Genomic DNA, 13,769 nt, shown 5'->3' with positions numbered 1-13,769 from the left:
ACTGAAAGTATGTGAATATCCGTTTTTCCTCAGACCTTTGCAGCCTCTTTTTCCTCCAGAGCGGCAGCAAGGGATCTGAGTCGGATCTTAGCTGCGCCGAGGTTTGTAATCTCGTCGATCTTGAGCTGTGTGTAAAGCTTGCCCTTTTCTTCAAGAACAGCTCTGACCTCGTCAGTTGTTACAGCGTCTATGCCGCAGCCGAATGAAACGAGCTGTACAAGCTGCATATCCTCATTTTCACATACATACTCAGCGGCTCTGTAAAGTCTTGAATGGTATGTCCACTGATTGAGAACGTCCAGCGCAGGGGTGTCAACAAGTCCTGCAACGCTGTCCTCTGTGATGACAGCAAAGCCAAGTGAAGCGATAAGCTTGTGTATGCCGTGGTTTATCTCAGGGTCGATGTGGTAAGGTCTGCCTGCAAGGACGATTATCTTCTGTCCCTTTGCACGAGCGTCAGCGATTATCTCCTGCGCCTTGCTCTCAATGCTGCGGCGGTACTTCATCTGTGCGGAGTATGCACGGTTGAGAAGTCCCAGAACCTGTTTCTGTGTAACGCCGTATTTGCCCAGCGCTCTCGCCATAGCCTTTGAAACGTGTACCTTGTTGTTGAGGTCGAGGTAAGGCATAATGAAGTTATCCTTTGTCAGCTTTTCGTTGTTTGCTTTCAGCAGCTCAGGATAATATGCCACAACAGGACAGTTATAATGGTTGTCAGAACCGCCCTCGTCGATATTATAACTCATACATGGGTAGAAAATAAAGTCAACGTTCTTTTCAAGCAGGCTCTCGATATGACCATGTGTTATCTTTGCAGGATAGCATACCGTATCTGACGGGATAGTCTGCTGACCTTTGTAATATGTCGCTCTCGTAGATTCCTCAGAGAGAACGACTTCAAATCCAAGGTCAGTGAAAAGCTGTGCAAAGAAAGGCATAAGCTCATAGAACGAAAGCGCAAGCGGAAGTCCTACTCTTGCCACAGGTTTTCCGTGTGGCTTTGCAAGCTCTGTGTCCTTTATGTAATTGTACTTGTATTCGATCATATTTTCCGTGCGGTCTGTGATCTTTATTCCCGCACCCTTTTCGCAGCGGTTGCCCGAAACAAATCTGTGACCGTCGCTGAAACGTATGATAGTAAGATTGCAGTGCGCTCCGCAGCCGCCGCACTGAACGGCTCTTGAAGTATATGAAAATGTTTTAAGCTCCTCAGCGGAAATGAGTGAGGAACATTTTTCAGAGTTCTTTGACTTCTCCTTTGCGAAAAGCGCACAGCCGAGAGCGCCCATAAGTCCCGCAATAGCAGGTCTTATAACGTTTCTGCCCAGCTCCTTTTCAAATGAACGGAGAACAGCGTCGTTAAGGAAAGTTCCGCCCTGAACGACGATATTTTTGCCCAGTTCGTCAATAGATTTTGCTCTGATTACCTTGTATACAGCGTTTTTGATGATAGATGCGGAAAGTCCTGCCGAGATGTCCTCAACGGACGCACCGTCCTTCTGCGCCTGCTTTACGGAGGAGTTCATGAATACAGTACATCTTGAACCAAGCTCCACAGGTGCTTTTGCGAAAAGACCTAGCCTTGCAAATTCTGCGATATCGTATCCCATTGCTCCCGCAAAGGTCTGAATGAACGAGCCGCAGCCCGATGAACAGGCCTCGTTGAGCATAATGCTGTCGATAGCGTTGTTCTTTATCTTAAAGCACTTTATATCCTGTCCGCCGATGTCTATGATAAAATCAACGTCGGGGCAGAAGTAAGCCGCAGCCTTGTAATGCGCCACAGTTTCAACTATACCGTAGTCAACACCCAGACCTGCCTTGATAAGATCCTCGCCGTAGCCCGTAACAGCCGAAGCCTTTATCCTCAGCTTAGGGTTTGCAAGACTGTATATCTCAGCCAGCTTGGCGGAGATCATATCCAGCGGCTGTCCCTGATTGGAGCAGTAGTGCTGATAGAGCAGTTTCCCCTCCGGAGTGATAAGCACAAGCTTTGTTGTGGTAGAGCCTGCGTCGATACCGAGATAAGCGTCCCCCTCATAGGTCTTTATGTCCTCATATTTAAGGTCAGACTTCTTGTGTCTTTCAATGAAAGCGGCATAGTCAGCCTGCGACTCAAATAGTGGGTCGCCGACAACGATATTGTCCTGCGCCTTTGCGTTCGTTATCTTGTCAAGAGCCTCGTCAATGGTCATCTCCTCCGCAAGTGTGTCAGCGTGGAGAGCCGCACCGTAAGCCATATAGCATGATGAATTTTCAGGGAGTATAGCGTGTTCCTCATCAAGGTCAAGAGTAGTCCTGAAAGCCTTTCTCAGTGCGCTGAGGTATGTGAGCGGACCGCCGAGGAAAAGTACCTGTCCCTGTATCTTTCTGCCCTGAGCAAGACCTGAAACAGTCTGGTCAACGACAGCCTGAAAAATAGAAGCGGAGATATCTTCCTTTCTTGCACCCTGATTGAGCAGCGGCTGTATATCCGACTTAGCGAAAACGCCGCAGCGTGAAGCGATAGGATATGTTTTCTCAGCCTTGAGAGCAAGCTCGTTCATCTCTGTCGGTGTAACGCCCAGCAGGCCAGCCATCTGATCTATGAACGCACCTGTACCGCCTGCGCATGAGCCGTTCATTCTCTGCTCAACGCCGCCTGTGAGGAAGATTATCTTAGCGTCCTCACCGCCCAGCTCAACTACAACGTCTGCTTTCGGGTAGCTCTTGTTTACGGCAATAAAAGCGGAGAAAACCTCCTGCACGAATGAAATGCCGCAGGCTTCGGCGATACCGAGTCCTGCCGAACCTGTTATGGCTATGCGGAACTTATCCTCAGGATAAAGCTTTTTGATGATCTCAAGCTGCTCCGCCACAGTTTCACGCACTCTGGAGAAGTGACGCTCATATTTATTATAAATGAATTCACCGTTGTCAAGAATAACAGTTTTTACGGTAGTCGAACCAACGTCGATACCGAGGTCAAAGATCCTGCTCATAAATATACAGTCTGCAAAGCTTTTGCAGACATTCTCCTTTCGTCTTAAAAATATACTTATACCCTATAATTATACTACATCTTTTGCTAAAAAACAATAGTATTTATGTGAAATTTACAAGGCGGCAGGGATTTTTCCTCAGCACTTTACCCACAGATATGCGAGATCAAGCAATATATGCCAACTGTCCAAAAAAGTTCTCTTTTGACCAATTTTGAGCTGCTGTCCAAAAAATTTCCCCACAAATAAAATCGGCTGTGCTATAATATGCGTACCGAATGAAAAATAACGAAAAAATCAAAAAAGAAGAAAAACAGAAAGGAAGTAGTGGAAAATGCTTTGGATCATAGCAGCGATACTTATACTTGTGAATGAATGTACAGGAGGAGAAAAGTGGCATAGGAGGGCGGTGCGCAACTTTGCGGTCTTTGCAGCCATTGCCGCTGCGGCAATGCGTGACCCGGGGACATCACTTGTGCTTCTTATTATCACACTTTCCGCCTTTATCGGCTGGGAGCTTTACAAAGAGGACTGCAAAAGCAGCCGTATTCAGTCGGGTACAGACAATAACGGCTGACATATCAGCTGTTATATAAAAATCCCTTTTAATAAAAAGCAAAGGACTTTTACTCTTCACAGGGTATGGTCCTTTGCTTTTTTGTCTATTCAGTTTCCCTTTCGGGGATAGCTTTTATAACTTTTCTGTCAACAGATTTCATCATAAACAGAGCAATGATAAAAGCAAGCAGTTCTGCAAATGGGAATGCCGCCCAGATATAATCCTGCGCCGTCTGTACAAGTATCCATGCCGCAGGCAGAGCCGCAATAAGAAGTCTTACCGCCGACAGCACAAGGGAATGTACGCCTTTTCCGAGAGCCTGAAGAATTCCCTGATAAGCAATGTTCGCACCTACGAAAATATAGCCGAGGGTTATTATGCGTATTGCGGCTATGCAAAGCTCGTGCGTCTTGTCGGAAAGGGTGAAGATATTTATCAGCGGCTGGGCAAATATCTGAAGTCCTACTGCGCCGATCATCATTATGGCAATGGTGTATATCATGCCGTACTTTATGCCGTCTTTTACTCTTTTGCTGCTGCCCATGCCGTAGTTGAAACCGATAATAGGTATCATAGCATTGTTCATTCCGAAAGCGGCAAAGAAAACGAACTGCTGTATCTTGTAATATACCCCGTAAGCCGTAACAGCCTCCGCCGATACCTGAGCAAAGATTATGTTCACTCCGTAGGTCATAAATGACATAAGCGCCTGCATAAGTATGGCAGGTATGCCGACGGCGAAGATCTCTCTGATTATTTTAAGTTTCGGACGTATGTATCTGAGAGATGTTGAAAATTCAGCCTTGTTGTATTTAAAATGGAAAGCTGCGTCCATAAAGAATGAAATGAACTGACCTATGACCGTAGCATATGCCGCACCTGCAATGCCCATTTTCGGAAGTCCGAGCCAGCCGAATATCATTATCGGGTCAAGGATAATGTTTGCCACCGCACCCGCAATCTGAGCAATGGTGGACTGCATAGTCTTTCCCGTTGCCTGCAAAAGCTTTTCAAAGGTCATATACATCGAAACCCCCAGAGAAAAACAGCAGCATATCCGCAGATATGATGAGGTGAGGTCGGTTATGAACGGGTCCTTTGTCTGCGAGAGGACGTATGTCTTTGTGCCGAATATGCCGAAGATAAAGAATATGATGAACATACACAGACCGATGAAAATAGAATTTCCTGCAATGCGGCTAGCCTTTTCCCTGTCGCCCTCCCCAAGACTTTTGGAGAGCAGTGCGTTTATGCCGACACCGGTTCCCACACCTATCGCTACCATAAGCATCTGTACAGGGAAAGCCAGCGTCATTGCGTTCATAGCCTCGTCACCTATGCCCTCTATCTTGCTGACGAAATAGCTGTCCACAATGTTGTATATCGCCTGGACCGCCATAGATATTATCATCGGCAGTCCCATTGTGATGAGCAGTTTCTGCACAGGCTGAGTCCCCATTTTGTTAAGCGGCTGAGCTTGTTTTTCCATAAATACTACCATTCCTTTCAAATCAAAAGCTATAAAAGATATAAATAAAAAGATCGTGCATGAAAAAAAGTCCGGTCTGATATCATCAAATCCGGACTTATGCTTTTCGCTGCACGATCTAATTTTTTATTTATTATAGTATACCATTTTTTCAGCCGACTTGTAATAGGCTTATTTTACGAATTTAAAAGCTGCGGCAGAGCAGTTTATGTGTAAAATATACACCCTATATGCAGTTTTGTCTACCGACAAAAGCGTGATTTTCTGCTATACTTTTCTTAAAGTGATCGACAGATCAGATGTATCAGAAAAATTAAAAAATTTAGAAAAGGGAGCGTAAAAATGCTGAAAACTATAACCAAAAAGAATGTAAAGCTTCTTCCCGGCGTGTTCAGGGAGAGAATGAGCGTAAACAGGGATTACCTTATGGAGCTTGATACACAATGTCTTCTCCAGAACTTCTACCTCGAAGCGGGCATAATCATGCCCGGACTTCAGGTAGTCGATGACCCGACGACTGCAAAGCTGCACTGGGGCTGGGAAGCTCCGACCTGTCAGCTGAGAGGTCATTTCCTCGGACATTGGCTTTCCGCAGCCTCCGCACTTGTTGCATCTGAAAATGACGCAGAATTAAAGGTGAAGATCGAAAAGATCGTTTCCGAGCTTGCAAGATGTCAGCAGCTCAACGGCGGCGAGTGGATAGGCTCTATCCCTGAAAAGTATTTCAAAAGACTTGAAAACAACCAGTATATATGGTCGCCGCAGTACGTTATGCACAAGACCATAATGGGACTTGCAGACGTTTATGAGAATATCGGAAACCAGCAGGCTCTCGATATCCTCAACAGACTCAGCGGCTGGTATGTAAAGTGGTGCGACGATATGGCAAAGAAGAACCCTCACGCAGTTTACAGCGGTGAAGAGGGCGGAATGCTTGAAATGTGGGCAAGACTTTACGATATGACAGGCGAGGAGAATTATAAGATACTCATTGACCGATACAAAGATCCCGGACTTTTCAGAAAGCTGCAGAACGGCGGCGACGATCTTACAAACTGCCACGCAAACGCAAGCATACCTCTTTCGCACGGCGCCGCAAAGCTTTATGAGCTTACCAATGATGAAAAGTGGAAGGAGATAACCGAGCTTTTCTGGAAGTGCGCTGTTGAGAACAGGGGAATGTACTGCACAAGCGGTCAGAACGCAGGCGAGTTCTGGGTACCGCCTTATATGCAGGGACAGTTCCTCGGCGACAACAATCAGGAGTTCTGCACAGTGTACAATATGGTAAGAACAGCGTCATACCTTTTCCGCTGGACAGGTGACGCAAAGTACGCAGACTATATCGAAAGATGCCTTTACAACGGCTTCCTTGCACAGCAGAATGCTCAGACAGGTATGCCGACCTACTTCCTGCCGCTGAGAGCAGGCTCTAAGAAAAAGTGGGGCAGCAAGACAAGAGATTTCTGGTGCTGCCACGGAACAATGGTTCAGGCGCAGACTATCTACCCAGACCTTATCTATTCGCAGGACGAGGAGAACGGCAGACTTGTTGTAAGCCAGTATATCCCGTCTGAAATGTCCTTTGAAAAGGACGGCTGCAAGGTGAGATTTGAGCAGTCAACAGATATGAAATATTACAACGATCAGGCTTTCTTTGACGAGAACGACGACAGCCAGATGTCACGCTGGTCACTGAAATTCAGCATCAGCGCAGAAAAAGCGGCAGAACTTGAGCTTATGTTCAGAGTTCCGTCATGGGTGAGCGGAGAACCCGAAGTTACCGTTGACGGTGAGAGCGTAAAGCCGCAGATAAAGGACGGCTTTATGACCATAGCAGGGGAGTGGAAGGACAGCACGATAAAGATATTCTTCCCAAGCAAGCTTGTAATGGAATCTCTGCCCGATATGCCTGAGCTTGCGGCTCTGGTGGACGGACCTATCGTCCTTGCAGGTCTTTGCGATAAGGACTGCGGACTTACAGGAAACTTTGACGATCCTGAAGAGTTTATGATAAAGCAAATCGAGCATACATACAGCACCTTCCCTTGGAAGCAGAACTGCTGGAGAACAAGAAACCAGTCTGAAAATATCCTTTTCAAGCCGCTGTATGAGATCACAGACGAGGTATACACCGTATATTTCACCAAGAAATAAGCAGCAATGCAATAAATCAATAATGCAATAAAAACGGCGGACAGCATTTTCAAAGCTTGCTGTCCGCCTGCGTTATTAATGGTCGGAATTGTTGATGTGCTTTTTGTGGAAAGCGTTTTTGTACTGCAAAGGGGTCATGCCCTCCCTTTCACGGAATATGCGCATATAGTATTTTTCATCGGCAAATCCGCAGGAGTATGCAGCTTCCTTTATGCTTATGTCGCTGTTGGCGAGGAGAGTTTTTGAAAGCTCTATCCTTGTGGAATTTATGTATGCGGTTATGGTCTGCCCCGTTTCTTTTTTGAAACGTGCCGAGATGTACTGCGGATTGTAGTGGAAATTTTCCGCAACGGAGGATATGGAAATGCTGCGGTGACAGTTCGACCTTATCCATTCGCTCACCGCCGATATGACAGGGGAAAGGCTGTTCGTACTGCGCAGCTTTGCAGCACTTTCCTGCGTAAGCTCCATCATAAGCATACTCACCGCATAGGGCAGCATATTTTTGCAGATATTTTCCTGCCTCGAATAATCCATAAGCTGATGAAAAAGCAGACTGAGCCGCTGAAAGCTCTGTGCTGTGCCGTATTCCTCGATAAAATAGGCTGAGCGACGGATAATATCTTCTGCTTCGCCGCTAGTGAGAGAATCGGCATATTCCCAGCCGCCTTGAACATCTCCCAAGCTGAAGTGTACCCACAGGTAGGAAAGCCTGCCCTCAGAGGCTTTTGTACCGCTGTGTTCGCAGTTTTCACGCAGAAAAACGAACTGCCCCTTTGATACGCTGTATTCCTTTCCGCATTGTGAAATGTAAAGCGTACCCTCAAGGACAAGTATAAAAACGCAGCAGCCGAGAGTCCTTTTCTGATGCAGAAAACCGTCACGGCTTATGAGGTTTCCGCAGTTGAAATAGGTGAGCGGCTGAGCGGAGCAAGCTGAATCGGTATATATGTAACCCATAGGTCCGACCTCCGTAAAAATGCATGATTTTCTGCATATATTATAGCACAAAAAATCTAACAGAGCAATTATTTGTATTGAATAATTTCAGAAAAAGTGCTATAATGTTAGAAAGAAATTTATTATAGGAGAAAAATAAAAGATATGATAACTAAAGTATTGGACGAAAAAACAGCAAAGCTTAACGGAAGAACATATACGGACGAAAACGGCATACTCTGGTGCGGAATGAGCGGCAGCGGTGCAGAGTTCATCTTTTCGGGTGAAAAGCTTGTTGTCACAGCTGTCGGCGACTATGTTGCCGAACATGGCAATGATATCGACAAATGCCGCCTTGCAGTCTGCGTGAACGGCGAAAGAGTGCTGGATAAGATGATATGCAAAAATGAGGAAAGCTTTACGGTCATAGACAAGCCTGTGAAAAATGCAGAGATCAATATAATAAAGCTGTCCGAGTGCGCAATGTCTGCCGTGGGCATAAAGCCTGTTGAGGCTGACGAGTGCGCAGAGTTCACACCGGTTGAAAGAAAACCGCTGCGCATTGAGTTTATCGGCGATTCCATAACCTGCGGTTACGGAGTTGACGATGAAGTGGCTGAGAACCCTTTCTCAACTCACACAGAGGACGTGACAAAAGCTTATGCGTATAAGACCGCAAAGGCTCTTGACGCTGAGTACAGTATGTTTTCCGCCAGCGGCTACGGCATAATTTCCGGCTGGACAGGTGATGGGACTAAAAAACCCGACCAGACCATACCGCAGTTCTATAAGTCCCATGGATTTACCTACGGCAGCTTTGGTGATAAAAAGCCGCAGGATATAAGCTGGGATTTCGGCAGATATGTTCCGCAGATAGTGGTTATAAACCTCGGCACGAATGACGACAGCTATTGCGGCAGCGACGAGCAGCGCAGAATTGAATATAAGGACAGTTACAAAGCGTTCCTCAAAGAGGTGAGGGAGCTTAACCCTAATGCGTATATCCTCTGCGTGCTTGGTATGATGGAGCATAATATGTACCCCTATGTTGAAAAGGTCTGTGAGGAATACAAGGCTGAAACAGGGGATAAGAACATAAGCTCGCTGCACCTTACAGAACAGAACGGCGCTGAGGACGGCTTTGCAGCAAACTGGCACCCTACCGCAAAGACCCATTCAAAGGCTTCCGCCGCAGTAGTGCAGGAGATAAAAAATATTATCGGCAGCGGTATATAAATATGAAAGAAAATTTTAATATGCGTATAAAAAGCGTTTTGTGCGCTGCATTAACAGGAGGATCGATTTTTATGTCAGGCTGTTCAGCAAACAATGAAAATAATCAGAGCAAGGCAGTTGAAAGCACCGCCGAAACGACAGTGACAACTGTTCAGACAGAGGTCACATATAAAGATCCGTCAGAATACGGAAAGGTCATCGCACTCACATTCGATGACGGCCCTGCCGTTGTCACAACAAATCAGGTGCTTGACGCATTTGAAAAATACAACGCAAGAGGTTCTTTCTTCCTTGTGGGCAACAACATCAGCGAGGGTACGGCAGACACAGTGAAGAGAGCCTTCGATATGGGCTGCGAGATAAACAGCCATTCGAGAACTCATTCCAATATGGCTGAGATGAGCAAAGAGGATATCATAGCCGAAATGGAATACACCGATGAAAAGATAATCGAGATAACAGGCGTAAAGCCGAGATTTTTCCGCCCGCCTTATATCTCAGTAAACGATACTATGTTTGAAGCTATCGACAAGCCTTTTATAAACGGCTTCGGCAGCAATGACTGGGACGAGGCGGTAAGCTCGGAGGAGATATCCGAAAAGGTGCTTGCACAGGCTCAGGACGGCGCAATAATCCTGCTCCACGATATGCAGGGCAATGACAGAACCGTTGCGGCGCTGGATACTATAATCCCTGCACTTCAGGAACAGGGTTATGAACTTGTGACAGTAGGGGAGCTTTTCCACGCAAAGGGCATAGAGCCAAGCACGGATAAGATACTCTATTCCACTGCACAGCAGACAACAATGTACTGATCTTTAAATATGATAAAAGCGGACGGCTTTGCGCTGTCCGCTTTTGTTTTTATACGCTTTCATAATTTTCACAAGGACGTGTACTCAGGCATAAAATAAAACAGCCCTGCAAAATTTTATCGGCTGTGATTATTTTTATCTCAGACGGGAATAATAGTCACAAACAAAGAATAAGGAGTGTATCAAAGTGACAGTTCACAGAGGCGATATTTATTATGCGGATCTGAGTCCCGTTGTTGGCTCGGAGCAGGGCGGTCTTCGTCCGGTTCTCATAGTTCAGAACGATGTTGGCAATAAGCACTCACCGACGGTAATTGCCGCCGCTATAACGAGCCAGAGGGAAAAGGCAAAGCTGCCGACACATATAGAGCTGGGCGGAGGCACCTGCGGACTTGCAAAGGATTCCGTAGTTCTTCTTGAGCAGATCCGTACATTAGACAAGAAAAGGCTTAGAGAAAAAATGGGTACTCTTGACGTAAGCTCTATGTCCGCCGTAAATTCTGCGCTTTCTGTAAGTTTCGGACTTAACATCTAGCGTATAGATAGTAAAAAGCGGACAGTATCGTTTTATCGGTACTGTCCGCTTTGCTGTCGTATTTTTATCTTTTATCAGGAAGCCTTGCTGCTGTCGCTGACGGAACTTGTATCGTCCGAACCGCTGTCAGCAGTCTTTGTTGAACCTGGGAGATAATGTTCAAGAATGGCTATTGTGTCTTCAACAGAAGTAAGCTCTCCGTCGGAATGAGCTGTAACGCAGATGTATTCCTTGCCGTCATACTTTATAACAGAAGAAAGTGTGAACATAGCCTCGTCTGTGAATCCTGTCTTTCCGCCGAGTACCTCAGCGTCAGCATCATCATCGCCGTCAACGTCTATCCAGTAGCCGTCATATCTCTGGTGGAAAATGCTGTTGAGTGTGATGCCGTCCTCATGCTGCTTTGTCTTTGAAGTTGTATAGCTCTTTGAAAGAAGTACCTCACGGCAGATATCGTTGTCAAGGCAAGCCTTTGTTATAGCCGCAAGATCCTGAACTGTGGAGTAATGCTCCTTGTCATGAAGTCCGCTTACGTTCTTGAACTGAGTGTCTGTAAGACCAAGCTCTGTGATCTTATCGTTCATAAGCTTTACGAAATCCTCTTCGGAATCAGCCGCACACTTTGAAAGACCAAGTGTTCCGTCAGCGCCGCTTACAAGGATAGACGCATAAAGAAGATCCTTTGCAGTAACCTCTTCGTCAGCCTCAAAGCCCGCACGGGAAGCATTCTCTTCGATAAGCGGATCTATATCGTCGCTTGTGAATTTATAAGTTGTGTTGTCGAGATCGTCGATATTCTCAGCCGCAACAAGAAGTGTGAGCAGCTTTGTGAGTGATGCAGGGTAGATCTTCTTGTCATATTTAAGACCTGCAACTATCTCATTAGTTTCAGCGTCAAGAAGTACAGCTGATGTACAGGTGAGATCCTTAAGGCTGATAACTTCGTAATTGTCTGAGATCTGTGGGAGTACAGACGGCTTTGTTTCCGGAATAATTATTGAAGATGCCTCAGAAGAGCTGTCGGGAGTTGAGTTTACCTCTATCTCTGAGTTATCGTAGCCGTCGGGCATGGGAGCCTGGATCTCCTTGCTTGCCTGAATACTTTTTCTGCCTGTTACTACCATAACAGCAGAGCCGATAGCGACCAGCATTATCACAATAAGTACAGCAACAATAGCCGCTCCGCCTTTTCGGTTAGAATTTTTCATTTTTTCTACCATTCCTTTCACTTTTTTATACAGAACATTAATAAGTATCAATAGTTTTCCGCCTGAGCCTCTTCCTGTTCGGAATGGCTTTCCTTTATGGCATTATAGCAGTACTGAAGTATATCCTTACGGGTAACTATGCCTATGAAGATGTGTCTGTCGTCAATAACAGGCACAAAGTTCTGATCCATACTTAACAGGATAAGATCCTCTATGGTGGAGGCTATGTTCACAGGCTTTATCTTTGCCTTTGCAGGTATCTGCTCGATAGAATATTTCTCCATATCTTTTATGTCCAGAGTGCCTTCGTTGAGGAGAAATCTGAGAAAATCACCCTCGGAGGCTGTCTTTACATATTCGCCCTTGCGGTTTATTACAGGTACGGCGGTGAAGCCGTGGTTTTTCATCTTTTCCAATGCCTGACGTGCGGTATAATCATCATATATGTAATCTATACACGCCTTAGGCTTAAGAAGTTTAAGTATATTCATGATAATTTCCCTGATAAAGATTATAAATATAAAATCAAAATGCTTTTGTCATTGCCGAAATCGCTGTACGCTTATCAGCTCTTATAGCCGTAGGTGTAAACAAGCGTTACAAAATCATCATAGGAGATGGCCTTCAGCTTGTCGTCCGTGTACTCAGCCTTTGCAAGATCGTCTGCGCTTATCCCTGCGGTAACGAAAATAGCCTGACAGTAACCGAGCCTTCTTTCCTCCGTCATATTGTCGAAGTCGGCAAGATTATCTATAACAGCTGTGCTGAAAACTGATTCGTCTATGTCACTGCCCTCGCTGACTGTATCCTTTATAGCGGTGTATGGTTCAGCAACGGACGAACTGTCTGAATAAGCCTCAGAGGAGCTGTCTGTGTCTGCGTAAGACGAACTGTCAGTATCAAGCTGTGAACTTTCGTCCAAAACTGAGGAGTCAGCCGCACTGCTGTCTGCCTTTTCGGGAGCGGACGGAATAAGATTATAGAACTCTCTCGTTTCCGTAACATCGTCCATACCCTCAACGGAATATGTTGTGGTGTACTTTACAAGCTCGCCGTTATCCTTGTCAAAGCAGAAATCCATTACAGTAATGTATGTATCCCCTGTGTAAGTATATTCCTCAACATCATAGTTGACCGTATCGGCAGGGTCGATATGTGTGTTCGTTCTCGGAAGTTTCTGATCCACAACAGTTTCAATGACCGAGTCAAGGCTCTCTGTGCTGCTCTTGCGGTAAATGCCGCATACCTTATCAAAATCGTAGCACTCATCGCCAACTTTTACGCTGCCGCTCTCGCCGATCTTATTCTTCTGCAGCTGATAGAAATCTCCGTCATTTACCACACGGTATATCTCCGTAACATTTCCCTCGCTGTCAGTATAGCGGACGTTCATGCTGTATCTGCTGCTCTGGAAGAAGTCATAAGCCTGAAGTATGCCTGCGCCAAGGTCGCTGCTGTCCTGAGCGTCATCGTCCTTGTCTTCGCTGTCCTTGCTGTCCGTTTCAGTGTCAGCCTTGCTTTCGGAAGAAATGCTGCTTGAAACGGTGTTCTTTTTGTTATCGCTGACCGAACTGTCTGAGCTGTTCTTGTCGGAGCAGCCTGTACATAATATCATTAAAGCCGCACATAAAGCGGCGCTGAATTTCAGATGTTTCATACTGTTCCTTTCGGTTTGTTTCTATATAAATGTACTAAATGCTTTCTTATGGCACTTCTTTAATTATACACCCCACCGCTCATGATGTCAAGTGAAATTTTGGTGTAAAGCTCAGGGTGAAAATTGCAATATAAAATGTCACCAAAGTTCAGAAGGGAGATTTAGTAAAAGTGACGCTTCAAAAGGTGAAAGC

At 45.7% G+C, this 13,769-nt stretch carries 11 protein-coding genes; 5 read left to right on the top strand and 6 right to left on the bottom strand.

What is annotated here, in order from left to right:
- Window positions 1-29: 29 nt before the first annotated feature.
- A complete protein-coding gene (locus Q0E19_RS10455; protein WP_294409450.1) occupies window positions 30-2,981 on the bottom strand; it encodes an acyl-CoA dehydratase activase-related protein in 2,952 nt (983 codons plus the stop codon).
- 334 nt (window positions 2,982-3,315) lie between these two features.
- On the opposite strand from Q0E19_RS10455, the gene Q0E19_RS10450 reads away from it, so the two are divergent.
- Entirely contained in the window at window positions 3,316-3,558 is a 243-nt protein-coding gene (locus tag Q0E19_RS10450) for a hypothetical protein (protein ID WP_294409448.1), read from the top strand.
- Between the two features lie 85 nt (window positions 3,559-3,643).
- On the opposite strand, the gene Q0E19_RS10445 is transcribed toward Q0E19_RS10450, so the two are convergent.
- On the bottom strand, window positions 3,644-5,041 hold the full coding sequence (locus Q0E19_RS10445) for an MATE family efflux transporter (protein WP_294409447.1): 1,398 nt from the start codon (window positions 5,039-5,041) through the stop codon (window positions 3,644-3,646).
- A gap of 330 nt (window positions 5,042-5,371) precedes the next feature.
- On the opposite strand from Q0E19_RS10445, the gene Q0E19_RS10440 reads away from it, so the two are divergent.
- Window positions 5,372-7,186, top strand: a complete 1,815-nt coding sequence (locus Q0E19_RS10440) for a beta-L-arabinofuranosidase domain-containing protein (RefSeq protein WP_294409446.1) — start codon at window positions 5,372-5,374, stop codon at window positions 7,184-7,186.
- Between the two features lie 75 nt (window positions 7,187-7,261).
- Here Q0E19_RS10440 and Q0E19_RS10435 read toward each other — a convergent pair whose 3' ends face one another.
- Window positions 7,262-8,146 (bottom strand): AraC family transcriptional regulator, encoded by an 885-nt coding sequence (locus tag Q0E19_RS10435; protein WP_294409444.1) that lies wholly within the window; start codon window positions 8,144-8,146, stop codon window positions 7,262-7,264.
- 144 nt (window positions 8,147-8,290) lie between these two features.
- On the opposite strand from Q0E19_RS10435, the gene Q0E19_RS10430 reads away from it, so the two are divergent.
- From Q0E19_RS10430 to Q0E19_RS10420, 3 genes are all read left to right on the top strand, one after another.
- Window positions 8,291-9,361 (top strand): SGNH/GDSL hydrolase family protein, encoded by a 1,071-nt coding sequence (locus tag Q0E19_RS10430; protein ID WP_294409443.1) that lies wholly within the window; start codon window positions 8,291-8,293, stop codon window positions 9,359-9,361.
- A gap of 71 nt (window positions 9,362-9,432) precedes the next feature.
- Window positions 9,433-10,176, top strand: a complete 744-nt coding sequence (locus Q0E19_RS10425) for a polysaccharide deacetylase family protein (RefSeq protein WP_294409442.1) — start codon at window positions 9,433-9,435, stop codon at window positions 10,174-10,176.
- Window positions 10,177-10,363: 187 nt separating this feature from the next.
- A complete protein-coding gene (locus Q0E19_RS10420) occupies window positions 10,364-10,711 on the top strand; it encodes a type II toxin-antitoxin system PemK/MazF family toxin (protein ID WP_294409440.1) in 348 nt (115 codons plus the stop codon).
- A gap of 74 nt (window positions 10,712-10,785) precedes the next feature.
- On the opposite strand, the gene Q0E19_RS10415 is transcribed toward Q0E19_RS10420, so the two are convergent.
- The 3 genes from Q0E19_RS10415 to Q0E19_RS10405 form a co-directional block, all read right to left on the bottom strand.
- Window positions 10,786-11,970: a serine hydrolase gene (locus tag Q0E19_RS10415; protein WP_294409439.1), complete on the bottom strand. Its 1,185-nt coding sequence runs from the start codon at window positions 11,968-11,970 to the stop codon at window positions 10,786-10,788.
- Window positions 11,967-12,410 carry a CBS domain-containing protein gene (locus tag Q0E19_RS10410; protein WP_294409438.1) on the bottom strand — a complete coding sequence of 148 codons (444 nt, stop codon included), beginning with the start codon at window positions 12,408-12,410 and terminating at the stop codon, window positions 11,967-11,969. Before Q0E19_RS10410 ends, Q0E19_RS10415 begins: the two co-directional genes overlap by 4 nt.
- 74 nt (window positions 12,411-12,484) lie before the next feature.
- Complete coding sequence (locus Q0E19_RS10405; protein ID WP_294409437.1) at window positions 12,485-13,576, bottom strand: hypothetical protein; 1,092 nt, start codon at window positions 13,574-13,576, stop codon at window positions 12,485-12,487.
- Between the last annotated feature and the right edge of the window lie 193 nt (window positions 13,577-13,769).

Source organism: uncultured Ruminococcus sp., from assembly GCF_934476685.1.
In the GTDB taxonomy this organism is placed as follows: Bacteria; Bacillota; Clostridia; order Oscillospirales; family Ruminococcaceae; genus Hominimerdicola.
This window is presented reverse-complemented; position numbering and strand designations above follow the sequence as displayed.

Coding starts and splice junctions, on each gene's coding strand:
- Q0E19_RS10445 (WP_294409447.1), bottom strand. CDS start 5,041: ATGGTAGTATTTATGGAAAAACAAGCTCAGCCGCTTAACAAAATGGGG.
- Q0E19_RS10450 (WP_294409448.1), top strand. CDS start 3,316: ATGCTTTGGATCATAGCAGCGATACTTATACTTGTGAATGAATGTACA.
- Q0E19_RS10405 (WP_294409437.1), bottom strand. CDS start 13,576: ATGAAACATCTGAAATTCAGCGCCGCTTTATGTGCGGCTTTAATGATA.
- Q0E19_RS10455 (WP_294409450.1), bottom strand. CDS start 2,981: ATGAGCAGGATCTTTGACCTCGGTATCGACGTTGGTTCGACTACCGTA.
- Q0E19_RS10430 (WP_294409443.1), top strand. CDS start 8,291: ATGATAACTAAAGTATTGGACGAAAAAACAGCAAAGCTTAACGGAAGA.
- Q0E19_RS10410 (WP_294409438.1), bottom strand. CDS start 12,410: ATGAATATACTTAAACTTCTTAAGCCTAAGGCGTGTATAGATTACATA.
- Q0E19_RS10435 (WP_294409444.1), bottom strand. CDS start 8,146: ATGGGTTACATATATACCGATTCAGCTTGCTCCGCTCAGCCGCTCACC.
- Q0E19_RS10425 (WP_294409442.1), top strand. CDS start 9,433: ATGTCAGGCTGTTCAGCAAACAATGAAAATAATCAGAGCAAGGCAGTT.
- Q0E19_RS10440 (WP_294409446.1), top strand. CDS start 5,372: ATGCTGAAAACTATAACCAAAAAGAATGTAAAGCTTCTTCCCGGCGTG.